The sequence below is a fragment of the Sphingomonas sp. SP5 genome (assembly GCF_058313455.1).
Map to the genome: position 1 here is coordinate 591,478 of NZ_JBZFLF010000003.1, position 21,671 is coordinate 613,148.

The window sequence follows — 21,671 nt, forward strand, 5'->3', positions numbered from 1 at the left end:
GCTGGTGTCGCGGGGAGCGCCGCCGCGGATCGCGGCGACGATGATCAGTTGCGTGTTCCTCAGCCTGTTCGTCGCCGGGCTGCTGATCGGGGCGCTCGGCAGTGCCTATGAACGCTGGGGGGCGCCGACCTTCTGGGCGGTGAACGCGGGGATCGCCGCGGCCGGTTGGCTGCTGGCGATCGTCGCGGCGCGGCCGATCACGCGGCTGCTGGCCGCGGCGGAGCCGGCGGGTTGAGCGCGGCACTTGATGCTGGGCGTGGCGGCTACAGCGTCGAGCCTTGACCCTGATCCGTTTGGCCCAAGCCCTTCGACGGGCTCAGGGCAGACGGAAACAGGGTGAACCGCGTTGACCGCTCGATGCCCTACACGCCGAGGCGTTTGGCCGCGCGATGGGTCAGGAAGGCGAGGCCGGCGGTCGCGATGCCGATGAACGCCAGCTTGTGGCGGTCGGTGAAGAACTGGATGCTGTGGCGGCGCGACGTGTCGTCGAAGCGGCCGTGTGCGCCGTAATCGCCGGGGACCGGATCGAACAGGTTGGAGGGCGCGTCGGCAGGCCTGGGATCGTCGGTCAGCTGCCCGGAATAGCCCGCCTTCGCCAGATAGCGGTCGGCGAGGCCCGGGGCGATGCGGGTCGCGAGGATCGCCTTGATGCTGGAGAAGCCGAGCCACAGCTCGCGGCGCTTGTGGGTGGCGGCGAAATAGATCGCGCGGGCGGGCACTTCGGGTTCGTAGATCGGCGCGACCGGCCTTGCCTTGCGCCCCATCTTGTTGAGCGCCCAGTCGAATTGTGGGGTGTTGACCGCAGGCAGATCGACCACGGTCAGGTGGACGTCGATCTTGTCGTGGATGATCTCCGACCGGAGGGAATCGGTGAAGCCGCGGATGGCGGCCTTGGCACCGCAATAGACCGATTGCAGCGGCACCGATCGATAGGCGAGCGCCGAGCCGACGTTGACGATCGTGCCGCGGCGGGTGCGCATCCGCTTGAGCGCGCTCATCATCCCGTGGACCTGACCCAAATAGGTGACCTTGGTGCCGCGCTCCACCTCTTCCGCGGTCAGTTCGGACACCGGCGAGAAGACGGTCGCCATGGCGACGTTCACCCACACGTCGATCGGGCCGAGTTCGCGCTCGGTCCGATCGGCCGCCGCCTCGACCGCCGCGGCATCGGCGACGTCGGTCGGGATCGGCAACGCCCGCACGCCGTGGCGACGCAGCTCCGCCGCCGCGCGATCCAGGCGGCCGGGGTCGCGCGACAACAAGGCGACGTCATAGCCTTCGCTGGCGAATTTCTCGGCGGTAGCCCGGCCCACTCCTGCACCGGCTCCGGTGACGACGACGACTTTGCCCATGTTGCACTCCTGACTGATTGCGGGATCGAGGTTCCGTCCGCCTAGGCGGCGCCGCGCTGCACCACCGGACGCGACAGGAACAGGCCGGTGTTGACGACGCCGAGATGGGTCAGCGCCTGCGGCAGGTTGCCGATCAGGCGGCGGGTCGGCACGTGGAATTCCTCGCTGAGCAGGCCGACATCGTTGGAGAGGCCGATCACCCGGTCGAGCATGGTCGCCGCCTCGTCCCGCCGGCCCTGCATCGCCATGCAGTCGGCGAGCCAGCAGGAGCAGGCGAGGAACGCGCCCTCGTCATGCCCGTCGCCGCGCGCCGCCTTGCGCCGTACCAGGCCGCCGTCCATCAGCTCGCGCTCGACGGCGGTGATCGTGCCGGCGATGCGGGGGTCGTCGGCCGGCAGGAAACCGACCAGCGGCAGGAGCAGCAGCGAGGCGTCGAGCGCGTCGCCATCGTAGCGCTGGACGAAATGCCCGCGGCTTGCGGAATATCCGCGCGCGCAGACGGTGTCGTGGATCTGCCCGCGCAAGGCCCGCATCCGGCCGACCAGTTCGTCGCCTGCCGCCGCGCGCAGCGCGTCGCTTTCAACGAAATGGTTGATGCCGACCCAGGCCATCGCCTGCGAATAGGTGTAGCAGCCCGGATCGCCGCGGCTTTCCCAGATGTCCGCCCCGGGCGTGTCCCAAGCGCCTTCCAGATGCTCGATCAGCGCGATCTCCACCGCCATGTCGCGCGGCGTCCTCGCGACGCCGGCGCGCGCGGCGACGTGGAAGCTGTCGATCAGTTCGCCATAGACGTCGAGCTGCGTCTGGCCGCAGGCGGCGTTGCCGACCAGCACCGGGCGGGCGCCTGCGTGACCGGAGAGCCAGCCGGCCTCATATTCGTCGAGCCGGCGACCGCCGTCGATGCGGTACATGATCCGCATGTCGGCGGGATCGCCGGCGATGGCGCGCAGGATCCAGTCGCGCCAGCGCACCGCCTCGTCCTGGAAGCCGGCGTTGAGCAGCGCGGTCAGCGTGAAGGTGGCGTCGCGCAGCCAGCAATAGCGATAGTCCCAGTTCATCGCCCCGCCGGGCACCTCGGGCAGTCCCATCGACGCGGCGGCGACCAGCCCGCCGGTGCGCCGGTCGATCAGCGCCTTCAGGGTCAGCAGCGAGCGGCGCAGCGGGGCCGCCCAGCGATCGGGCGCGTCAAAGCGGCCGATCCAGTCGGTCCAGGCCTTGTCGGTGGCGCGCAGCAGGCGGGGCGCGTCGGGCTTCTTCGGCGGCGCTTCATGCGATGGTGCGTAGGCGAGCGAGAAGGCGTGGCGTTCGCCGCGCTTCACCTGCAGGGTGGCCCGCGCCTGACCATTGGCGATGGCGGCGGGGCAGGGGGCGTGGAGCACCAGTTGGTGCGGCCCGGCATCCGCCAGTATCGCATCGTCTGCGGCGTGCATCCACGGCGCTACACGGCCGTAGTCAAACCGCGGGCGCAGCAGCGAGGCGACCTCCACTTCGCCGGCAAGCCCCTCGACGATGCGCACGATGATCGGCTCGCCGTCATGCCAGGGCATGAAGTCGGTGACGCGCACCGTGCCGGTGTCGGTCGCGTGATCGGTTTCCAGGATCAGCGTGTCGCCGCGATAGCGCCGCTCCACGGTGTGGACGAACCCGGTCGGCGCGATCCGCCAGCAGCCATCGCCGGCGTCGCCCAGCATCGCCGCGAAGCAGGCGTCGCTGTCGAAGCTGGGGAGGCACAGGAAATCGATCGAGCCGTTGCGGGACACGAAGGCCGCGGTGCGGCCGTCGCCGATGAGGGCGTAGTCGGCGATCGGCGAGGTCATGCGTCAGGGCTGCCGGGCGAGGCGCGCCGCGTCGGGTGGCCGCCCTGCGCCGGATCGCTGCGGATCATGGAGTGATCGGCGTCGTGGTGGTGGAGCGTGCCGATGTCGGCGGACAACGCCCCTGCTTTCCCTGTTGTGCGCGGCCGTTTCATGGCAGGCAGAACGCCTTTCGGCCGAAACGGAAGCAGAGGCGGCGAAAAAGAATTGCCGGGGGATGTTGTGATCTTGGCAGGTGCTGGGGGCATTTATCGGTTTGGCACTGCGGCGTGATGTTAAGCTGTTATTTTACTTGGTTTTGTGTCTGAGATGTCAGTCTTGGGTGCGGTGGTCTCCCGGCGGCGCAGGGCGAAGGCTAGGAAGCCCCTGATCCGGTGCCACAGGCAGAATGCGCGGAAATGGGTGATGCCCCGGTGCGCGGTGATGGGACGGGTGACGTCGAGCCACAGGCTGGCCACGTCGCGGTAGAGGAAGGTCATCACGCGCCGATCCGTGAGGACGTGCTTGGCGTACAGGGCGCCATCGCCGAAGCTGTAGCCGGCGAGCAGGCGGGTCTCGTCGGCGATGTCACGGCGGCCGTGATGGTGATCGACGACGAAGCGCGGATCATAGTGCAGGGGGATAGCGAGGCCGAGGGCGCGGAAGAGGAAGTCGGTATCCTCGGCCGCGATGAACGGCGCGCCGGCCCCGAAGCGTTCGTCGAAGCCCCCGACGCGCGACAGGACGTCGGCGGTCATGGCGAGATTCGCGCCCATCACGAACCCGCCAGGAAAGGTGCCCGGCGGCGCGACCATCGGATGATCCTCCAGCTTCAGCGTCACGGGCAGGTCGCGGGCGTCGCCGGGCAGGATGCGCCCGCCGACGATCGCCGGGGAACCGACCTCCGCAAAGCAGCGCGCGAGGCCTTCGAAATACGCCGCGTGCAGGACGCAATCGTCGTCCGTCATCGCGACGATCGCCCCGCAGACGGCGCCCAGTCCGCGATTGCGGGCGCGGGCGAGGCCCGGCCGATCCTCGCCGAGCAGGCGGACGGGGCAGCGCTGCGCATCCCGCCACGTCCGGAGCAGGCCGGCGGTGGCATCGGTCGAACCGTTGTCGACGATCACGACCTCGATCGTGCGGCGGGCGCTATGGTCGAGGGCGCGGGTGATGGAGGCCAGCAGCGCCGGCAGCGCGGCGGCGCGGTTGCGGGTGCAGACCAGCAGGCTGATCTCGATCGGCGCGGTCATGCGGCGATGCGGGGCGATGCCGCCACCTCCGCCCACGACGCCGCCCGCGCCACCAGCGGCGAGCCGGCGGTCCAGGCATCGATATAGGCGCCGACCTTGCCGTAGCTGTTGTCGAGCACGACGTGGGGGATGCCGAGCAGCAGGGCGAGGATGTGGCCGTGCAGTCGGTCGGTGACGATCCGCTCGCCGCGGGACAACAGGGCGAGGCCCCGCGCGACACGGGCGGCCGCCCGCTCTGAGCGGTCATCGGGCAGGTGGCCCTCATCCTCCAGCCAGTCGACGGGTGCGGCTTCGGCGGGTGGGCCGGCCCGGTCCGCGACACGCTCGGCATCGGTCCGCAGCAGCGCGAGGAGCGGCCGGTCGGCGGCGCTGCGCGGTTGCGGGCCGAGGGCGAAGGCGGAATCGGGCGCGAGCGCCGCACGCGCGCCGACGAAGGCCTGCGCGGTCGCGAGACTGGGGCGATCGCGGACGTAGAGCGTCAGGTCGGGATGCGCCGCGGCGATGTGCGCGAAGCGTGCCGCGGCGGCGGGATCGTCGAAATGGATCGATTGCGGCAGCTGCACGACCCGCCGGTCGCGCATCCGGGTCAGCACCGTTTCGCGCAAGCGCTGGTGATGCGGCCAGATATCGCCGAGGTTGCCGCCGCCGTGCAGGAAGACGACGCCATCCGGACAGGCCCGGCGGAGCGCGGCTTCATCGAAGTCGTGCCAGGTGGAGACGTAGGCCGGATCGTTCCCGGTCACGGCGCGCAGCATGGCGCATTCGCCCAGCCAGATCGCGCTGTCGCCGACGTTCGGGTGATCGGGGAAGTCGAGCAGGGCGTAACGCTCGCCCGGTCCGATGGCAGCGCGATAGAGAGCGTCGAGCGCGCTACGCTGCGCGGTGATGACGTCGCTCATGCGGCAAGCTGCGTGTCGCCGGCCGCGACCTCGTGGTACAGGGCTTCGCAGCGATTCAGCCAGAGGTCCTGCGTGAACAGGCGCAGCACCCGCTCGCGGGGAACCGAGGGGGGGATGGCGCGTGCCGCACCGATCGCGGCGGCGAGGGCCTGGACGTCGCCGGCGGCCGCGAAGGCGCCAGCTTCGCCGATCACCTCGCGCGCGGCGCCCATGTCGAAGGCGGCGACGGGCAGGCCGCAGGCCATGGCCTCGGCCGCGACCAGCCCGAAGGGTTCGTCCCAGCAGGGCGTGAACACGAACACCGACGCTCGGCCGAGTTCGCCGGCCAGTGCAGGCCCATCGAGATGGCCGCCATAGGCGACGCCCGGCCCGATCAGCGGCGCGACCTGCGCGGCCCAGTAATCGGGATCCTCGATGGCGCCGAACAGGGTCAGGCGGACTCCTGCGGCGAGCGCCGCCTGCGCGGCGAGATGCGGCCCCTTGTTGGGGGTGATGCGACCGCACCAGACCGCCTCGCCATTGCCGTTCGCCACGAAGGGCCAGCGGGCGACGCAGATGCCGTTGTGCAGCACCGACGCCTGCGGCGGCGCGCCGTCCGGCCACCAGGCGGCAAGCTGCCGCGCCGAGGTGACGGTCAGGCGATGCCGGGCCGAGGGGCTCGCCGCGACGAACCAGTGCAGGGCATCATAGGGCGGGACGTGCAGCGAGGTGACCGTCGGCACCGCCGCCGTCCGCCGCTGCTCCAGCGGGAAACGATGCAGGCTGTTGTTGTGGACCACGTCGAACCCGCCCGCGGCGATCCGGTCGCACGCGGCGGCATAGCCGGCGTCGAGGTGCGCGATCAGCGGTGCCGAGCCGCGATGCTCCGCCCAAGGGAAGGTGCGCTCGTAATGTTCGGCCAGCACCGGATCGATGGCGAAGCGCGGATCGCTGTCGCCCGAGGCGAACAGCACGACGTCGTGGCCACGGTCCTGCAACCCGGCGGCCAGTTCCCAGCAATGCGCCTCCATGCCGCCGGCGAACGGCTGCGCGATGCGCTGTCGGACATGCGCGAGGATCGCGATCCTCATGCGGCGACGGGATCGTGCGGCGTGGCCTGCTGCGCAGCCGCCTCGAGCTGACGCAGCACGGTGGCGGTGTTGGCATAGGGCTGGTGGCTCTGCTGGCCGGTGAGGGCGAGGTCGCCTGCGTCCGGGCGGCGCAGGATGCGGATCGGCCGGCCCGGCGCATCGTCGATGAGGCCCATCAGGCGGAAGGCGTGGAGCCAGTGGCCCATCGTCCGGTAGCCCCATTTCGCCTCGAACAGCTGGGCGTTGCGCACCACGCTGTCGACATGGTGGACGGGCGGCATGTGATGCGGATGATATTGGTGGTAGGCAAGGCCGCCCTTGATCCACGCGATCGGCACGCCGGCCTGATCGAGCGTCTTGCCGAAGTCGGTATCCTCCCCGCCATAGCCGGCATAGCGTTCGTCGAAGCCGCCGACCGCCAAGAAGGTCGACCGCCGCATCGCGAAATTGAGCGACCAGAAGCAGCGATAGTCGGCGCAGACCTCCCAGCCCCGTGGCGGCGGGCCGCGGCGATCCGAATGCTTTTGCGCCACGGCGGCGAAGCCATCGTAGGTCCATTCCCCCGCAGTGGCGCCGCCGGGGAGGTACATCACCTCGCCCATCAGCAGCGCATCCACCTCGCCCGCGAAGCCGGCATAGTCGGCGACGAGTTGCGGCGTCGGGATGCAATCCATGTCGAGGAAGACGATGACGTCGCCGACCGCGGCACGCGCCGCGGCGTTGCGGGCGGCGGCGAGGGGCAATGCCTCGCCCGTCACCTGCATCTGGCGGATCGGGAAGGGGGCGTCGGGAAGCACGTACAATTCGTCCTGCATCACCGCCACGATCAGCTCGACGGGCGTCTGCGTCTGGAGCGACAGGCCGCGGACGACATTGGCGAGATGGTCGGCGCGGCCCTTTGCCAGCGTGACGACGGAAACGTTGGTCATGGGCGGCGGGTCTCCATAGCGGTCAGGGGAAGGGGGGTGAGCGGCGGCGTCCACAGCCGGTCGGCCAGCGCCTCCAGCCACAAGGCGACGCGATCGGCCGGCGCATCGTCGATCATCGCGCGCTGGCGATCGGGCCGGTGCGTGGCGCGCGTCTGCGCCAGGGCGGCCGTCCACCCTTGCGCCGACGAGGGCAGGTGCGGGCGGACGCAGGCGACGCCGGCGGCGGCGAGCGCCTCCGCCTTGCGATGCTGTTCGTCGAAATAGCGCCATTCGGGGATCGCCAGCCAGGGGCGGCCGGCCGCGAGGATCTGCTGGCAGGTGGTGTTGCCGGTGGAGGCGACGACGAGGTCGGCGGCGGCGATATGGTCGGCGGCATCGGCCACCCAGCCGCGATGTTCGATGTTGGCGGGTTCGGTGGCGTGCCAGTCGCGCTGCACCTTGCCGATGGTGATCCAGCGGGCCTGCGGGTGCGAGCGGGCGCCGACGCCGAGCGGGGCTTGCGCGAACCCCTCGCCGCCGCCGCCCGACAGGACCAGGATCATCTCTTCATCGGGCGCGACGCCGATGCGCTGGCGCGCCACCTCGCGCTCGGGCATGCGCACGTCGACGCCGAGGCCGCCGGCGAAGCACGTCCTGGCGCGCAGCCCGGCATCCCATTCCGGCTGCGCGAGATCGGCGTGGAAGGGGCCGAGCAGGCCGGCCGCGCCGTCATAGGCGGCGCGGTGGCCGGGATCGTCGCGATCGCCGTGCTGCAGCACCTTCACGTGCGGGACCGAACAGATGCGGGCGAGCTGCGCGACCTCGGCCGACACGTCGCAGATCATCAGGGCGGGGTTGGCGGTGTCGAACCACGCGGACAGCGTCGCCATCGCACGGCGGATGCCGGGCCAGCCGAGCGGCGCGCAGTGCAGCGTCTGCGGCGTCGGCACCCAGTCCATGGTCTGCGGTTCGGTGCCGGTCGGTTCGAACAGCGATGGCAGGCGCACGATATCGACCTGATCCGGCAAGGGCGGGAAGATGTCGTCGCGTGCGCAGAACACCGTCATCGGCCGCGTCGGCGGCAGCGCATGGGCGATGGCCGCGCAGCGTTCGGCATGGCCGCGTCCCTGGTGGTGGACGAAATAGCCGAAGGGCGGCATCATGCCGCCGCCGCCACGCCGGCCGCGGCGGCGCGTGGCGCGTTGCGGTCAGCATCAAGGCCCAGGGCGCCCAGCCCCTCCAGCACGCCGGCGGCATGATGCGCTGTCGTGCGGTGCAGGCCGGCGCGGCGCGGCAGGTCGGCGAGATCGTCGCTGGCGTTGCCGACGACGATGGCGTGGCCGCATGCCGCCAGCATATCCGCATCGTTGCCGCTGTCGCCCGCGGCGATGCAATCGGCGAGCGTCCAGCCGTGGCGCGCGACATATGCGGCGATCGCCTGCGCCTTGCCGCCGGCGGGCGCGAGCACGTCGATCAGCCGGCCGTGCGAGAAGACGACGCGCGCGGCAAGCGCGGCGTCGGCCAATGTGGCGCGGATCCGCTCCGCATCGGCGGCGGTCCCGAAGAAACTGATCTTGTGCGGGCCGGCGGTGGCGACGGGCTGGGGTTCGATACCGAGCGGGGCGAGCGCGGCGGCGACGCCGGCACGGTCCCAGCCGGCATCGAGTGCACGCGCGTAATCGTCGCAGGCACGCCAGCCGCCGCGGCCGTCGGCGAGCATCAGCCGGGTGCCGACGTCGACGATGAACGCGTCGGGGCGGGGCAGGCGCCAGCGGCGCAGGATCATGCGCGCGGCATCGAAGCTGCGCCCGGTCGCGACCACGAACGGCAGCGACGAGCGCGCACGCCAGGCGGCAAAGGCTGCGGCGCCGTCGCGGCAGCCGGTCAGCGTGTTGTCGATGTCGGAGGCGAGCAGCTTCGGGCTGACGATGTGCCGGTAGAGGACGGAGGTCGCCGACGCATAGCGATGCCAGCAATAGGCGTCGGCGCCGGCGAGCGCGGCCGCCGAACAGGCCGCGTGCCGGGCGGCGTCGGTGATGATCGCTCGTATCGCCGCGGCGATGGCGGCGGGATCGCGGGGATCGATCAGCAGCCCGTGGCCGATGGTGTCGACGATCTCCGCAGGGCCGCCGTTGCGCGTCGCCACGACCGGCACGCCGGCGGCGGCGGCCTCGACCAGCGTCAGGCCGAACGGTTCGTGCAGCGCCGGGTTGACGAAGACGCCGCCGCGTGCGGCCCGTGCATAGAGGGCGGCGACATCGTCGGCGTCGTGGCGCGGCGGCAGCGCGACCCGGCCGCGCAGCGCCGGTGCGGCGGCGAGGGCATGCAGTTCGTCGAGGACGGCGCGTTCCTCGTCGGAGGCATGGCCATGCTGGCCCGCGAGGATGACGAGGTTGGCGGCGCCTTGCAGCACCGCATCGGCGGCATAGGCGCGGACGAGGGCGGCGAGGTTCTTCTTCTCGACCGGGCGGGCGACGGCGAGGATGATGGGGAGGTCGGGGGAAATGAGCCAGTCGTCCAGCCGATCCGCCAGCGTCGGCGCGGTGGGAACGAGATCGCGGCGCGGCACGCCCGGCGATATCGCGTGCACGCGGGTGCCGAGCGGTACACCATAGCCGCCGACCTGCCGCACGGCCTCTTCCCGCGTCGAGACGACGATCGCGGCGGCGGCGGCGATCGCGGTCCTCTCGGCAGCGATACGGGAATCAAGGCCCGGGCATGCGCCGCCGTGCGCGCGCTTGTCGATGCCGAGGGCATGCGGCGTGTAGACGAAGGGGATGCCGAAGCGGCGCTGTGCCGCCATCGCCACTGCCGCGGCGTCGGCGAAATGGGCATGGATGACGTCGGGCCGGCGCGGTGCCGCAGCCAGGTGGTCGCAAAAGGCGGCGGTGAACGCGGCAAGGTCCGCACCCAGTGCTTCCTTCTCCAGATAGCGCCGGTCCGCGCCGGCGATGCGTTCGATGACGACCTTGTCGCCTGCCGCTTCGCGCGGTTGCGCATAGGCGCGCCCGAGCCGCTCGTCATCGAACAGGCGGGTGGCGATCACGACCTGCTCCACCTCCGGACGCAGCGCCTGGTGGCGAGCGGCGTCGAGCACATAGGCGATATGTCCACCGGTGTCTGCCGTGATGCCGAAATCGACGGGCGGCGCCTTCAGGCAGCCGCCGAGCGCCAGATGAAGAATGATCAAGAGCGCCCCTTTTTTGATTGCTGGAGCGTAACGTTGCGGTAGCGGAATCGGTCCGAAGTATCGATCTGGATTAATTTTTTTGTGCCGGACCGGGAACGATGCCGATCCGGTTGCGCGGCATTGGGAACGAAACCGTACGCATCGCGCCGATACGTCAGGTTCGTTAACCGACCGAGCCCACGGTCCGCGACATGACCTTCGATGCCCCGGTTGCCGCGCCAACACCGCAGTTCAGCGCCAATGCAAAGGAGGACGCGGAAGCGTTCGTCGCGGAGGCCGTGCAGATCGTCACCTGCGCCCGCGCGCTGGTCGAACTGGATCGGACCGAAGCTTCGGAGCTGTTGCAGATCGATCGCGGTCGCGTGTCCGAGCTGCTCGGGCGCTATCAGCGGTTCAAGCACGGCGTGATCTTCGATCCGGTCATCGAAAGCGGCGACAAGGCGCGATCGGCTACCGCCCGCCTGTTGAAGTGCGAATGCGTGATGATGGGGGAGGCGTTCGGCCGCTACGTCAGCCGCTGGCAGCATGTGAACGTCGCCGACGACTGGCAGGCGTATCGCGCGGACATGATCGCGATGAGCGGTCAGCTTCTGGAGCACCTCAGGGTCGAGCATGCCGCGATCACCGCGCTGCTCGACGGCGCGGGGCCGCGGTGATCGCCCGTTTCCGGATGTGCTGGGGGATCGGGCGATGCCCCGCGGGCGTCAGTGTTCGGTGAGTGCGACCACCTCGAAATCGAAGCCCTTCCACCCGTGTCGCCGCGCCGCCTGCTCGATCAGCGCCTTTTTGCCCGTGGCCTCTTTCGCCGAATTGCTGTGGCCCCAGAACACCTCGGTCTTGCCGCCGTGCAGATGGGCGACGATGCGCCAGTAATGGGTGAACGGCGCCGCGGTGGGGCCGATCGTCTTCACATAGCCGTCGGCCATCGTCGCGGTCAGGTAGCGTTTCTTCCTCGCCATCGTCGCGCGATAGCGCGGCCGCCGCCGGCGGGGGAGGGGGGATGCGCTTCAATCGCCATCGGGGCGACCGATCCGATAGGGGCCGGATCGGGCCGCGAGCCTACGACCCTTCCAGCTCAGCCGCACCAGCCGATCGCGGACCAGCCCGTCCACCGCGGCGTGCACGGCCGGCATGGCGCCGCGCCAGTCCGGCGCGATCGCGCGCGCGACCTCGCTCGGGCAGACCGTCGCATCCGGTGCCCGGCGCGAGAGCAGCAGCAGCGTCGCTTCGCGTGGATCGCTCATCGGCCCTGCGTCGGCCCAGCGTGCCATGCGGTCAAGCCATCGCCCGACACCGCTACCGCTCTGGCGATCAGGCCGAAAGCTCCGCCCGCACGATCGCCGCGCCGGCGCTGAGCGCCCGCAACTTGCCCCGCGCGACGTCCTGCGCCAGCGGCGCCATGCCGCAGTTGGTGGCGGGGTAGAGCTTGTCGGCGTCGACATAGCGCAAGGCCTTGCGCAGGGTGTCGGCGACCTGCTCCGGCGTTTCCACGGCGTCGGTCGCCACGTCGATCGCGCCGACCATCACCTTCTTGCCGCGGATCAGCTCGATCAGGTCCATCGGTACGCGCGCATTCTGGCATTCCAGCGACACGATATCGATCGTCGACTTCTGCAGATTGGGGAAGGTCTGCTCATACTGGCGCCATTCCGAGCCCAGCGTCTTCTTCCAATCGGTATTGGCCTTGATCCCGTAGCCGTAGCAGATGTGCACCGCGGTTTCGGCGCGCAGCCCCTCCGCCGCTTTCTCCAGCGTGGCGATGCCCCAGTCGTTCGCTTCGTCGAAGAAGACGTTGAACGCGGGCTCGTCGAACTGGATGATGTCGACACCCGCCGCTTCCAGCTCGCGCGCCTCCTGGTTGAGGATCAGCGCGAATTCCCAGGCCAGTTTCTCGCGGCTGCGGTAATGCGCGTCGTACAGCGTGTCGATCATCGTCATCGGGCCGGGCAGCGTCCATTTGATCGGCCCGGCGGTCTGCGCGCGAAGGTATCGGGCATCCTCGACGAACACCGGTTGCGGGCGGGAGACGGCGCTGACCACGGTCGGCACGCTCGCGTCATAGCGGTCGCGGATGCGGACGGTCTCGCGCTGCTGAAAGTCGACGCCGTCGAGATGCTCGATGAAGGTCGTCACGAAATGCTGGCGTGTTTGTTCGCCGTCGCCGACGATATCGATTCCGGCCCGGCGCTGGTCGTCGACCGCGAGGCGCAGCGCGTCGCGCTTGCCCGCCGCCAGCGCCTCGCCCTCCAGCTTCCACGGCGACCAGAGCGTTTCGGGCTGCGCGAGCCAGGCGGGTTTGGGCAGGCTGCCTGCGGTGGTGGTCGGCAACAAGGTCGTCATGTCGAAAAATACCTTTGTGGATCGCGGGAAGTCAGCGGGGGCAGCGTGCGGACCACCGATCGAGCGCCGCCGCATGCGGCTTGATGAAATGTTCCTCGGCGAAGCGGCCCTGCTCGATCGCCAGCCGGCTGCGTTCCTCGCGATCGTAGACGATGCGGGTCAGCGAATAATCCTGATAGGTGAGGCTGGGCCGATAGCGGGCGGCCGCGACCGAATTGGCGTTGTAGATTTCCGGCCGGTAGATCTTCTGGAAGGTTTCCATGGTGCTGATCGTGCCGGCCAGTTCCAGCGCGGTGTAATCGCCGATCAAATCGCCGATATGGTAGAATGCGAGCGGCGCGACGGCGTGGCGCGGCATGAAGTAGCGCACCGTCATGCCCATCTTCGCGAAATAGGCGTCGGTCGCGGAGACATCGTCGGTGCGATATTCCACGCCGAGGATGGGGTGCTCGTTCGTGGTCCGATGGTAGGTCCGGCTGCTCGACACGCTGAGGCAGATGACCGGCGGCTTGGCGAACCGCTCGCGATAGGCGGCCGAGTTCAGGAAGTGCTTGAACAGATTGCCATGCAGATCGCCGAACCCTTCGGGTGCGCCGCCCTCCGGATGCCGGCGCAGGTGTTCGGGCAGCACGACGCTGAAATCGTAGTCGCGGACGTAGGACGAGAAGTTGTTGCCGACGATGCCGTCGGTCCGCTCGCCGGTGGTCCGGTCGACGATGGTCGTCTGCAGGATCTCGATCAGCGGAAACGCGTCGGCGGGATCGGCGGCATCGATCGTCAGTGCCGCGGACAGGATCGTGAGTTCGACCGCGTAGCGGTTGCCCGCGGGATTGTCCCAATGCGCCAGCGAATTGAAGCGGTTGTCGATCATCTGCAACGTGTTGCGCAAATTCTCCTGCCGGTTTGCGCCGCGCGCCAGATTGGCGAAATTGGTGGTGGTGCGCGTGTTGTCGGCGGGGCGATAGCCCTCGTCGAACGGGATGCTGCTGATCGTGAACGTGAAGCCGCTATTCGTCATGACTCACCTGCACTGTGCAGACGGGTGAGCCGCAGGATAGAGCGCGCGAGGCACGGGCAAGCCCGTGCCGACACGCGCGTGTCGCGGACCTTGCGTCAAGCGCGATCCACCGGAGGAACCCCCGTCCGAGGAACGTTATGGCGTCGAAAGGCAGGTCTCCTGGCTCACGGGTCAATGCGGTGATCCCGGCCTTCCCGAGCCTCTTGCGGAGGATCAGTGACACGAAATGGGACCATCGCTCGCCGCTTACAGTTGCGGGGGCAGCGCCGGATTCCGCCCTGCAAGAGCGCCACCGGCTTCCCGTCTTAGCCCCGCCGTCACGCCTGAGGCGGGGAACCTCGACCCGCGCCTTCAACACCAGCCCGGCGGCACTGTCAATCGAGATATAAAGATTTCTTTATATGTTGAGCCGGCTTGTTCGCGATTTGGGCGAGAGGCGGAGCGATGGGCGTAGCGGCGACCTGCATGTGTGCGTGTCGTCCGTCCGATGGGGGGCGTGCCGACGCCATTGCGCCGGATGACCTGGCTGCTAGGCGCAAGCCATGAACTACCTGTTTCTCGCGATCGCGATCGTCGGCGAAGTGATCGCCACGTCGTTCCTGAAGCAGTCGGAGGGTTTCTCGCGACCGGTTCCCACGCTCATCATGGCGGCCGGTTACGGTATCGCCTTCTACTGTCTGTCACTGGCTCTGCGCACCATCCCGACGGGTATTGCCTATGCCATCTGGTCCGGCGTCGGCATCGTCCTCGTCGCCGCGATCGCCTGGGCCGTCCAGGGGCAGACACTGGATGCCGCCGCGCTCATCGGCATGGCGCTCATCATCGGCGGCGTCATCGTCATGAACCTGTTCTCGATCACCAGCGAGCACTGACGCCCGGACGCAGCCGTTCCGCTGGCGCAGCGGGTCAGGACCGATCGGCATGAGCGGTGCGGTGTCAACCAGGCTTCACACGGGAGGGCAGGCCATGCTGCCGCGCGGAAACTCCGACGTCATTCTCCGCTGACGGACGCTGGGTGGCGGCCCGGGATGGAACCAAGCCAGCGAACCGCACCTGCCGGGCGAACGGCTCCACACCGGATGAAGGCGGAGGTAGCGAGCTAAGTGGCTGTCATCGCTTGGTGAGCCAGATTTGACACGTCTCGAACTTTTGCAAACAGCCTTCAGCGGAGGCACGGCGGATTATCGATGCATTCAAGGCACTTCGTGATGATGCGGCATGATGGGCGTATTCTTGGAAGCGGCCAGTCTGTTTTTCGGCAAAGCTGGTGGTCAGGCGACTTTTATGCGGTTCGCCCGATACCGGATGCTTGCACCGAGAATGATGAGGCACATCGCGCTTCCGCAAAACTTCGTGATCGCCACGGCGGTTTCGGGATCGGCAAGCGAACCGCTGAACGAGTAGTGGCCTATCAAGAAACCTATTCCCAAGCAGAGTGAAGGTATATTGTTTCCCGCTTCCGGCAGGAAGAAGTTGAGCAGCAGGCGTGATAGCGCGACGATAAAAGCCGTCGCCATTACCGCACCAACAAAGCTGAGCAAATAGACCATGTTGGCGCCCCCTGATGGTAGAATAAGAGACTGGCCGTCAGGGCAAGCCAAGTCAAACTCATGTTTGTTTTTGGGTGTTTGCTTGCTCTTGTCGAGCGGACGGGCAATTCAGGCTGCGCGATGACCCATCATTTCACCCAGACGCACTTTTCGCTCTGGCGCCCAATCGTCGTTGAAGCGGATGGCTCCCTGCCTGAATAACATGACGATCGTGGAGCCGAAGAGAAAGCGGCCCATCTCCTCGCCTTTCTTCAGCACGATGTCATGGGCGGCATAGGTCCATTCGGATGTCGTGTTGGTACGCTTCGGATTGACCACGCCGTGCCACACAGTTGCCATGCTTCCGACGATCGTCGCGCCGACCAGCACCATGACGAACGAGCCATGTTCCGCTGAGTCAAAGACGCAAACCACGCGCTCGTTCCGGGCGAACAGGTTCGGCACGCCGCGCGCCGTGACAGGGTTCACCGAGAACAGCTTTCCCGGCACATAGATCATGCGGGTGAGATTGCCATCGCAAGGCATGTGGAGGCGGTGGTAATCCCTAGGGGACAGGTACAGGTTGGCGAAGCTGCCGTGGCGAAACTGATTGGCCAGCGCGTCGTCGCCGCCGACCAGCTCCGTCGTAGTGAAGCGATGTCCCTTTGCCTGGAGCATATGACGGTCGTCGATTCGTCCAAACTGGCTGATCGCGCCGTCGACCGGGCAGACAAAACTGGCGTTCGCCACTGGGCGCAAGCCGGCCTTGAGGGGACGAGTGAAGAAGTCGTTGAAACTCTTGTAGCTGGCGATGTCCGCATCTTCGGCTTCGCTCATGTCCACGGCATATTTGCCAACGAACCAGCGGATCAGCCGCGTTGTCATCGAACCTCCATGCGCTCCGGCGATGCGACCAGCAAACGTGGTCAAGTGCTGCTTGGGCAAAATGTATTGGAGCAGGACCGTCAGGCGATCGGACATCGGAACCTCGAAACGTCGATCCACCCTTGTAGTGACACGAGCCCGCAGGTCGACCGTCGTGACGTGCGTTTAACAACGAGGTAGATCAATGCGGTTGCGAGCATCCCGCCGGAACAGCGTTGCGATCGAACATGAATGAGCGTCTGTTGTCTGGAAGCTACGTGCTGGCCCCGAATGTCCGCCTCTGGGTCGGCCTCTGCGAACTTTGATCTAACTTGGTCTCAGCGGCGATCGGCATCATCCACGTTCACCGTCGACCGAATGAGCCCCGCGACATTCGCCAGGACCGGTCCACGACCGCGAAACGGGCGGGCGAGCGCGAGCAGGATGCCGACATGGCCCAGTTTGGGATATGCCCGTTGCTTCACGGCAACGCCGCCCGCGCGCAGCCTGTCTGCCAGCGCTTCGCTGTTTCGGGGACGCACGACGGTATCCTCGGTCCCGTATAGCAGAAGTGCGGGTGGATCACCGGTTCCGGCCCATGTCACCGGCTGTGTCTCCGCCGGGTCGGATACTTGTCCGAAGGCGGCACGGCTCGCATCCACGTCGAACGGGGCAAAGTCATAGGGTCCAGCAAGCCCGACGAACCCCCGCACGACCGACCGCGTCTCTCCCAGCCAGCGCGGATCGACCGCCAGCATCGCGGCGATATACGCGCCCGCCGAATGGCCCATCAGCACGACCAAGCGGCCATCGCCGCAATATCGGTCGGCGTTCGCACGCACCCAGCGTACGGCGGCGGCACCGTCCTCGACGAACGCCCGATACCGGACGTCGGGCACCAGCCGGTAATCCGAGACGACGGTCACGAACCCCTGCGCCGCCAGCGCGCGGCCGACGAACGTATAGCCCGCCCGCGTTCCGCTGTTCCAGCTGCCGCCATAGAAGAACACCACGACCGGTCGTGGCTGCCCGCAACCGCCACGCGGTGCGTAGACGTCCAGTCGCTGTCGTGGCGCCGACCCATAGGCCAGCCTCTTGGCGACCAGGGTACCGCCCCGATCCTTAGGCACCAGCCTGTCGAAGGCACCAAGCGGCGAACAGGCGGTGGCAAGCGCCCCGAGCAAGGCACCGATGCCCGAACCCACGCCGCGCCGCCTCATGCCATTCCTGCCCCGGATCATATCGTGCGTCCTCCCGTTTTTCCCCGCAGCATAGCCGACGTCGCCGGGTGGGGCACGCCCCGCGCACCTTTCAAACGCCGTCCCTGCACCGCATAGGGGGTGATGGCCAACCCTATCCTCTACAGCTTTCGTCGTTGCCCCTATGCGATGCGTGCGCGACTGGCACTGGCCGTCAGTGGCGTGCGCTATGAACTCCGCGAGGTTCGCCTCTCGGCCAAGCCTGATGCGATGCTCGCGATTTCGCCCAAGGGTACCGTGCCGGTCCTGCGAACCGCCGATGGCGCGGTGATCGACCAAAGTCTCGGGGCCATGCGGTGGGCGTTGTCGCTTCGCGACCCGGACGACTGGCTGGCACGCGACGATCCGGCCCTGATCGCCAGCAACGACGGCAGCTTCAAGCACCACCTCGACCGCTATAAATATCCCGATCGCCATGGTTCTAACGCGGCCGAGCATCGCGATCTCGGCCTTTTGTTCCTGCGAGAACTCGATGCCCGCCTAGCCTCCACGGGACAGCTCGCCGGGATACGAATGGGGATCGCTGATGCGGCGATCATGCCTTTCGTTCGGCAGTTCGCCGCAGTCGATCGCGAATGGTTCAACACGCTGACGCTGCCTCATTTGCAAGCGTGGCTTGCGGCGCACCTTGCCTCCGATCTGTTCCAGCGGATTATGGACCGGGTCGCGCCATGGTGTCCGGGCGAGCGGATCGTCATCGTGGAGGGCGGGGCGCAGGTCGATCCGCCCGCGAACGCCGGGGTATGGCCCGACTTCCCCGCATTCCTCTGACCCCCCATAAGGCTAGCCGGACAGCTACGCGGAACGGTTGAGAAGCGCCGGACGCCGAGATGAATGAGCGCCCGGAATTGGGAAGCGGGCAGCACGCTTAAAACGACCGCTACTGGGTCTGCTTACACTTCGGTTCGTTCCGCCAACTCCAACGCATCTTCCACGTCCACGCCAAGGTAACGCACCGTACTGTCTATTTTGGCATGACCGAGGAGGATCTGAACAGCGCGGAGGTTCCCCGTGGCTTTGTAGATGATCGAAGCCTTCGTACGTCGGAGCGAATGCGTTCCATAATCCTGAGGATTAAGGCCAATGCCAACGACCCATTCATGCACAAGACGCGAGTATTGTCGCGTACTCATATGGGCCATGTAGTCGTTACGGCTCGGAAAGACGAAGTCGTTCAGGGTGCCGCCTCGGCGCTCCAACCACGCACGCATCGTCTTCCGGGCCGTGCCCATCAACTCGAATTGAACGGGTCGCTTGGTCTTCTGCTGAACGACGGCAGCGCGATCGCGCACACGCCCGCCTGAAACCACATCGCCAATCCGTACCTTGACCACGTCACAGCCGCGGAGCTTGCTATCGATAGTAAAGTCAAAAAGGGCTCGGTCACGGAGTCGCCTGTGTTGATCGAGCCAAAAGCGGATGGCCCAGACCTGCTGCTGCTTCAGAGCCCGCTTGGCACCGACCAATCGGCCTTCGTTGCAAGGCCAGAGTTCATGATATGCAGGGTCCGTTGACGAGTGACCCATCAGTCATCTCCATCAAGCCAACTTGATCAGTCAATGATATGCCAGGGAGGTAAACACGCCGTAAAAAACAGGCTGACCGGGTGATAGGTTCTATGAGCGCAAGACGGAAATCGGAAGGGCAGAGCGCGTCGCCACGATCGGTTCTGGGTCACTGTCCTGCGACTTGCCCGCCGTCGACGTGAAGGATCTCACCTGTAACGAACTTCGCATCTTCCAGGTACATGATCGCGCCGACCACGTCTGCAACCGTGCCCATCCGACCAAGCGGATGGTAACGACCGAGCCCGGCGCGTGTCTCAGGCGGATGCATCGGTGTCTCCGTGATGCCGGGCGACACCGCATTGGCCCGCACCCCGCGCGCGGCGTATTCGACTGCGAGACTGCGCGTAGCCGCCGCCAGCCCTCCCTTGGTCAGCGACGCAAGGACCGAGGGGAAGTCGGAGTTGGCGTGCTCGGCAAGTGTGGTGACGATCTGCACGACATGCCCGCTTCCTTCCCTCAACATCAGCGGCAAGACCGACTGCGTCATGTGGAAGAAGCCATCGAGGTTGGTGCGCGTCATCTGCGCATATTGCTCAAGCGTATAGTCGGTGAACGCGGCGCCGATGAAGAGCCCGGCGTTGTTGACGAGGGTATCGACGCGACCGAAGCGATCACAGGCCAGATCAACCGCACGGCGGGCGGTATCCGGATCGGCAACATCGCCGGCGACCTTCACCCAATCGTGCTCATCCGCCGCCTCGATCGATCGCGAGACGCCGACCACGCGCCAGCCACGCGCACGGTAACCGGCCGCGATGCCTTCACCCAAACCCTGCGAAGCACCGGTGACGATCGCGACCTTAGCCGGGTTTTTGGACATGTCAGGCATCTACTGCGCCGATCTGCTTGAGCAGGGTAAGATTGTCCATTAGCGCCCAGTGTTCGACCAGTTGGTCGCCTTCGACGCGGAACAGGTCCATGACCTCGATATCGGTGCGAGTGTCCGTCGCCGGGGTGCCCTCATACTCACCCGAATGGGTCGCGACCTGGCGCAGGTGAACAAGGACGCGGTCGCCCTCCGCCACAACGTGCACGATCGGATAAGCGATGTCCGAGAAGCCGCCGTGCAGTACCTCCGCCAGCTTTCTGATCCCTGCCGGCCCCTCGACTGCGAAGCCGAGTCCGGGATCGTGGCGGATAAAACCGGGCGCGATGTGGGCGTCCCACCACTCCTCATTCCGGTCTCGGAAGGCGGAAAAATAGGCGAGAGCAAGGGCCTTGTTCGATGCGATCGACATGCTTGATTCCCAAGGTTAGGGAAGGGGGCAACACGCGGGCCCGCCCCTGATTATTACGACAGCGGCGGTTGCCCGTTCGACGCGGTCAATCCACCATCGACCGGCAGGTTTACACCGGTGACGAACCGCGCGTCCTCGCTTGCCAGAAACGCGATCACGCCCGAGATGTCGGCGCGCTCAGCGCCGCGCCCAAGCGGAATGCGCTCTTCAAACTTGGCGATCAGATCGGGCTGTTCCTTCATCCCGGCGGTCAGCGCGGTATAGGTGAGGGAGGGATTGACCGCATTGACGCGGACGCCGTTCCTTGCCTCGTCCATCGCCAGCGCACGGGTGAAGTTGCTGACCGCCCCCTTTGCCGCGCAGTAGAAGCTGTGGTGCCAATCGCCGCCTAACCCCGACACCGACGAGACGTTGACAATGCAGCCCTTAGATTGGCGCAGATGGGGAATTGCCGCGCGGCTCATGTGAACGACGCCGTACAGGTCGGTCTCGATCACCTTGGTAAATTCGGCAAAGTCGCCCTCATCGACCTTGCCGAGATGATCGACGCCGGCGTCGTTGACCAGCACATCTATCCGACCGAACCGATCGACCACCGCCTTGACCAGTGCCTCGCATGCCGCGCGGTCGGACACGTCGGTTTCATAGGCCTTGACCATGCCGCTCAGCCCGCCCACCAGCTTGTCAAGCGCGCCCTTGTCGATGTCGCCCAATACGAGCGTCGCTCCTTCTTCGGCGAAGCGACGCGCGGCGCCCTCACCAATCCCTGAGGCTGCACCGGTGATGACGACGACCTTGTCGGAGAAGCGCGCCATCATGCGTTCTCCGCCTGTGCGTCGTGCTTGCCTTCACAGAACTCCTCGACCAGCTTGGCGCAGAAGGCTGGTAGATCGTCAGGGTTGCGGCTGGTGACCAAACCCTGATCGACGACGACTTCCTGATCGACCCAGGTGCCACCTGCGTTCTCGATGTCGGTCTGAAGGGTCGGGAACGACGTCAGCGTCCGACCGCGTACCTGATCGGCCTCGATCAGCGTCCACGGCGCGTGACAGATTGCAGCTACTGGCTTCTTGGTGGCGAAGAAATCGCGCACGAACGCAATGACTGCATCCGACCCACGCAACTTGTCTGCGCCGACGCATCCGCCTGGGATGATTAGCGCGTCAAACTGATCCGCCGAGACGTCGCCGATCGCCTTGTCGACCTTGAACTTCGAGCCGGGATCGAGATCGTTGTTGAACGTCTCTGCCTCGCCCGTGTCCAGGCTGATGACGGTGACCTGGCCGCCTGCTTCCTCGACCGCAGCCTTCGGCTTGGCAAACTCGGGCTCTTCGGTCCCGCGCGGCGCGATTAGAATGGCGATTTTCTTGCTTTCGAGCTTCATGATTGTCCT

At 67.0% G+C, this 21,671-nt stretch carries 24 protein-coding genes and 1 riboswitch; of the genes, 4 read left to right on the forward strand and 20 right to left on the reverse strand.

Going from position 1 to position 21,671, the window contains the following annotated elements; translation table 11 throughout:
• Window positions 1–40: 40 nt before the first annotated feature.
• Window positions 41–235, forward strand: a complete 195-nt coding sequence (locus tag AC4GY7_RS10630; RefSeq protein WP_491113627.1) for a hypothetical protein — start codon at window positions 41–43, stop codon at window positions 233–235.
• Between the two features lie 127 nt (window positions 236–362).
• Here the strand turns inward: AC4GY7_RS10630 and AC4GY7_RS10635 are convergent, their stop codons facing one another.
• The 8 genes from AC4GY7_RS10635 to AC4GY7_RS10670 form a co-directional block, all read right to left on the reverse strand.
• Window positions 363–1,352: an SDR family oxidoreductase gene (locus AC4GY7_RS10635; protein WP_491113629.1), complete on the reverse strand. Its 990-nt coding sequence runs from the start codon at window positions 1,350–1,352 to the stop codon at window positions 363–365.
• Window positions 1,353–1,393: 41 nt separating this feature from the next.
• Window positions 1,394–3,169, reverse strand: coding sequence for a glycoside hydrolase family 15 protein (locus AC4GY7_RS10640; RefSeq protein ID WP_491113631.1), 1,776 nt, complete (start codon window positions 3,167–3,169; stop codon window positions 1,394–1,396).
• A 272-nt stretch (window positions 3,170–3,441) separates the two neighbouring features.
• Window positions 3,442–4,395 (reverse strand): glycosyltransferase family 2 protein, encoded by a 954-nt coding sequence (locus AC4GY7_RS10645; RefSeq protein ID WP_491113633.1) that lies wholly within the window; start codon window positions 4,393–4,395, stop codon window positions 3,442–3,444.
• Entirely contained in the window at window positions 4,392–5,294 is a 903-nt protein-coding gene (locus AC4GY7_RS10650; protein WP_491113635.1) for a polysaccharide pyruvyl transferase family protein, read from the reverse strand. Before AC4GY7_RS10650 ends, AC4GY7_RS10645 begins: the two co-directional genes overlap by 4 nt.
• Window positions 5,291–6,364, reverse strand: coding sequence for a glycosyltransferase (locus AC4GY7_RS10655; RefSeq protein ID WP_491113637.1), 1,074 nt, complete (start codon window positions 6,362–6,364; stop codon window positions 5,291–5,293). Before AC4GY7_RS10655 ends, AC4GY7_RS10650 begins: the two co-directional genes overlap by 4 nt.
• Window positions 6,361–7,293 (reverse strand): galactosyltransferase-related protein, encoded by a 933-nt coding sequence (locus tag AC4GY7_RS10660; protein WP_491113639.1) that lies wholly within the window; start codon window positions 7,291–7,293, stop codon window positions 6,361–6,363. Before AC4GY7_RS10660 ends, AC4GY7_RS10655 begins: the two co-directional genes overlap by 4 nt.
• Entirely contained in the window at window positions 7,290–8,435 is a 1,146-nt protein-coding gene (locus AC4GY7_RS10665) for a glycosyltransferase (protein WP_491113641.1), read from the reverse strand. The genes AC4GY7_RS10660 and AC4GY7_RS10665 overlap by 4 nt, the downstream gene beginning before the upstream one ends.
• Window positions 8,432–10,462, reverse strand: coding sequence for an HAD family hydrolase (locus AC4GY7_RS10670; RefSeq protein WP_491113643.1), 2,031 nt, complete (start codon window positions 10,460–10,462; stop codon window positions 8,432–8,434). Before AC4GY7_RS10670 ends, AC4GY7_RS10665 begins: the two co-directional genes overlap by 4 nt.
• A gap of 191 nt (window positions 10,463–10,653) precedes the next feature.
• Between AC4GY7_RS10670 and AC4GY7_RS10675 the strand changes: the two genes are divergently transcribed.
• On the forward strand, window positions 10,654–11,118 hold the full coding sequence (locus AC4GY7_RS10675; protein WP_491113645.1) for a hypothetical protein: 465 nt from the start codon (window positions 10,654–10,656) through the stop codon (window positions 11,116–11,118).
• A 48-nt stretch (window positions 11,119–11,166) separates the two neighbouring features.
• Here the strand turns inward: AC4GY7_RS10675 and AC4GY7_RS10680 are convergent, their stop codons facing one another.
• From AC4GY7_RS10680 to AC4GY7_RS10695, 4 genes are read right to left on the reverse strand one after another with little or no spacing between them, the layout of a single operon-like run.
• Window positions 11,167–11,421, reverse strand: a complete 255-nt coding sequence (locus tag AC4GY7_RS10680; protein WP_491113647.1) for a hypothetical protein — start codon at window positions 11,419–11,421, stop codon at window positions 11,167–11,169.
• A 48-nt stretch (window positions 11,422–11,469) separates the two neighbouring features.
• Window positions 11,470–11,733 (reverse strand): DUF3253 domain-containing protein, encoded by a 264-nt coding sequence (locus AC4GY7_RS10685; protein WP_491113649.1) that lies wholly within the window; start codon window positions 11,731–11,733, stop codon window positions 11,470–11,472.
• Window positions 11,734–11,773: 40 nt separating this feature from the next.
• Window positions 11,774–12,802 carry a methionine synthase gene (locus tag AC4GY7_RS10690; protein ID WP_491113651.1) on the reverse strand — a complete coding sequence of 343 codons (1,029 nt, stop codon included), beginning with the start codon at window positions 12,800–12,802 and terminating at the stop codon, window positions 11,774–11,776.
• A 31-nt stretch (window positions 12,803–12,833) separates the two neighbouring features.
• Entirely contained in the window at window positions 12,834–13,820 is a 987-nt protein-coding gene (locus AC4GY7_RS10695) for a DUF1852 domain-containing protein (RefSeq protein ID WP_491113653.1), read from the reverse strand.
• A gap of 132 nt (window positions 13,821–13,952) precedes the next feature.
• Window positions 13,953–14,176, reverse strand: a riboswitch (cobalamin riboswitch).
• A gap of 186 nt (window positions 14,177–14,362) precedes the next feature.
• Between AC4GY7_RS10695 and AC4GY7_RS10700 the strand changes: the two genes are divergently transcribed.
• Window positions 14,363–14,692 carry a DMT family transporter gene (locus tag AC4GY7_RS10700; protein WP_491113655.1) on the forward strand — a complete coding sequence of 110 codons (330 nt, stop codon included), beginning with the start codon at window positions 14,363–14,365 and terminating at the stop codon, window positions 14,690–14,692.
• Between the two features lie 399 nt (window positions 14,693–15,091).
• On the opposite strand, the gene AC4GY7_RS10705 is transcribed toward AC4GY7_RS10700, so the two are convergent.
• The 3 genes from AC4GY7_RS10705 to AC4GY7_RS10715 all read right to left on the reverse strand — a co-directional run bounded on the left by AC4GY7_RS10705 (window position 15,092) and on the right by AC4GY7_RS10715 (window position 17,433).
• A complete protein-coding gene (locus AC4GY7_RS10705; protein ID WP_491113657.1) occupies window positions 15,092–15,370 on the reverse strand; it encodes a hypothetical protein in 279 nt (92 codons plus the stop codon).
• A gap of 108 nt (window positions 15,371–15,478) precedes the next feature.
• Window positions 15,479–16,330 (reverse strand): archaetidylserine decarboxylase, encoded by an 852-nt coding sequence (asd, locus tag AC4GY7_RS10710; protein ID WP_491113659.1) that lies wholly within the window; start codon window positions 16,328–16,330, stop codon window positions 15,479–15,481.
• A 221-nt stretch (window positions 16,331–16,551) separates the two neighbouring features.
• A complete protein-coding gene (locus AC4GY7_RS10715; RefSeq protein ID WP_491113661.1) occupies window positions 16,552–17,433 on the reverse strand; it encodes an alpha/beta hydrolase in 882 nt (293 codons plus the stop codon).
• A gap of 123 nt (window positions 17,434–17,556) precedes the next feature.
• Between AC4GY7_RS10715 and AC4GY7_RS10720 the strand changes: the two genes are divergently transcribed.
• A complete protein-coding gene (locus tag AC4GY7_RS10720; protein ID WP_491113663.1) occupies window positions 17,557–18,243 on the forward strand; it encodes a glutathione S-transferase in 687 nt (228 codons plus the stop codon).
• Window positions 18,244–18,365: 122 nt separating this feature from the next.
• Here AC4GY7_RS10720 and AC4GY7_RS10725 read toward each other — a convergent pair whose 3' ends face one another.
• The 5 genes from AC4GY7_RS10725 to AC4GY7_RS10745 form a co-directional block, all read right to left on the reverse strand.
• Window positions 18,366–18,998, reverse strand: coding sequence for a tyrosine-type recombinase/integrase (locus tag AC4GY7_RS10725; protein WP_491113665.1), 633 nt, complete (start codon window positions 18,996–18,998; stop codon window positions 18,366–18,368).
• Window positions 18,999–19,146: 148 nt separating this feature from the next.
• The gene (locus AC4GY7_RS10730; protein WP_491113667.1) at window positions 19,147–19,869 is read right to left on the reverse strand and encodes an SDR family NAD(P)-dependent oxidoreductase; all 723 of its coding nucleotides are present in this window, start codon (window positions 19,867–19,869) and stop codon (window positions 19,147–19,149) included.
• Window positions 19,862–20,278 carry an ester cyclase gene (locus tag AC4GY7_RS10735; RefSeq protein WP_491113669.1) on the reverse strand — a complete coding sequence of 139 codons (417 nt, stop codon included), beginning with the start codon at window positions 20,276–20,278 and terminating at the stop codon, window positions 19,862–19,864. Before AC4GY7_RS10735 ends, AC4GY7_RS10730 begins: the two co-directional genes overlap by 8 nt.
• Window positions 20,279–20,331: 53 nt before the next feature.
• Window positions 20,332–21,093, reverse strand: a complete 762-nt coding sequence (gene budC, locus AC4GY7_RS10740) for a meso-2,3-butanediol dehydrogenase (RefSeq protein ID WP_491113767.1) — start codon at window positions 21,091–21,093, stop codon at window positions 20,332–20,334.
• Window positions 21,093–21,662: a type 1 glutamine amidotransferase domain-containing protein gene (locus tag AC4GY7_RS10745; RefSeq protein WP_491113671.1), complete on the reverse strand. Its 570-nt coding sequence runs from the start codon at window positions 21,660–21,662 to the stop codon at window positions 21,093–21,095. The genes budC and AC4GY7_RS10745 overlap by 1 nt, the downstream gene beginning before the upstream one ends.
• Window positions 21,663–21,671: the final 9 nt, after the last annotated feature.

Coding starts and splice junctions, on each gene's coding strand:
- AC4GY7_RS10630 (WP_491113627.1), top strand. CDS start 41: ATGATCAGTTGCGTGTTCCTCAGCCTGTTCGTCGCCGGGCTGCTGATC.
- AC4GY7_RS10635 (WP_491113629.1), bottom strand. CDS start 1,352: ATGGGCAAAGTCGTCGTCGTCACCGGAGCCGGTGCAGGAGTGGGCCGG.
- AC4GY7_RS10640 (WP_491113631.1), bottom strand. CDS start 3,169: ATGACCTCGCCGATCGCCGACTACGCCCTCATCGGCGACGGCCGCACC.
- AC4GY7_RS10645 (WP_491113633.1), bottom strand. CDS start 4,395: ATGACCGCGCCGATCGAGATCAGCCTGCTGGTCTGCACCCGCAACCGC.
- AC4GY7_RS10650 (WP_491113635.1), bottom strand. CDS start 5,294: ATGAGCGACGTCATCACCGCGCAGCGTAGCGCGCTCGACGCTCTCTAT.
- AC4GY7_RS10655 (WP_491113637.1), bottom strand. CDS start 6,364: ATGAGGATCGCGATCCTCGCGCATGTCCGACAGCGCATCGCGCAGCCG.
- AC4GY7_RS10660 (WP_491113639.1), bottom strand. CDS start 7,293: ATGACCAACGTTTCCGTCGTCACGCTGGCAAAGGGCCGCGCCGACCAT.
- AC4GY7_RS10665 (WP_491113641.1), bottom strand. CDS start 8,435: ATGATGCCGCCCTTCGGCTATTTCGTCCACCACCAGGGACGCGGCCAT.
- AC4GY7_RS10675 (WP_491113645.1), top strand. CDS start 10,654: ATGACCTTCGATGCCCCGGTTGCCGCGCCAACACCGCAGTTCAGCGCC.
- AC4GY7_RS10680 (WP_491113647.1), bottom strand. CDS start 11,421: ATGGCGAGGAAGAAACGCTACCTGACCGCGACGATGGCCGACGGCTAT.
- AC4GY7_RS10685 (WP_491113649.1), bottom strand. CDS start 11,733: ATGGCACGCTGGGCCGACGCAGGGCCGATGAGCGATCCACGCGAAGCG.
- AC4GY7_RS10690 (WP_491113651.1), bottom strand. CDS start 12,802: ATGACGACCTTGTTGCCGACCACCACCGCAGGCAGCCTGCCCAAACCC.
- AC4GY7_RS10695 (WP_491113653.1), bottom strand. CDS start 13,820: ATGACGAATAGCGGCTTCACGTTCACGATCAGCAGCATCCCGTTCGAC.
- AC4GY7_RS10700 (WP_491113655.1), top strand. CDS start 14,363: ATGAACTACCTGTTTCTCGCGATCGCGATCGTCGGCGAAGTGATCGCC.
- AC4GY7_RS10705 (WP_491113657.1), bottom strand. CDS start 15,370: ATGGTCTATTTGCTCAGCTTTGTTGGTGCGGTAATGGCGACGGCTTTT.
- asd (WP_491113659.1), bottom strand. CDS start 16,330: ATGTCCGATCGCCTGACGGTCCTGCTCCAATACATTTTGCCCAAGCAG.
- AC4GY7_RS10715 (WP_491113661.1), bottom strand. CDS start 17,433: ATGAGGCGGCGCGGCGTGGGTTCGGGCATCGGTGCCTTGCTCGGGGCG.
- AC4GY7_RS10720 (WP_491113663.1), top strand. CDS start 17,557: ATGGCCAACCCTATCCTCTACAGCTTTCGTCGTTGCCCCTATGCGATG.
- AC4GY7_RS10725 (WP_491113665.1), bottom strand. CDS start 18,998: ATGGGTCACTCGTCAACGGACCCTGCATATCATGAACTCTGGCCTTGC.
- AC4GY7_RS10730 (WP_491113667.1), bottom strand. CDS start 19,869: ATGCCTGACATGTCCAAAAACCCGGCTAAGGTCGCGATCGTCACCGGT.
- AC4GY7_RS10735 (WP_491113669.1), bottom strand. CDS start 20,278: ATGTCGATCGCATCGAACAAGGCCCTTGCTCTCGCCTATTTTTCCGCC.
- budC (WP_491113767.1), bottom strand. CDS start 21,093: ATGGCGCGCTTCTCCGACAAGGTCGTCGTCATCACCGGTGCAGCCTCA.
- AC4GY7_RS10745 (WP_491113671.1), bottom strand. CDS start 21,662: ATGAAGCTCGAAAGCAAGAAAATCGCCATTCTAATCGCGCCGCGCGGG.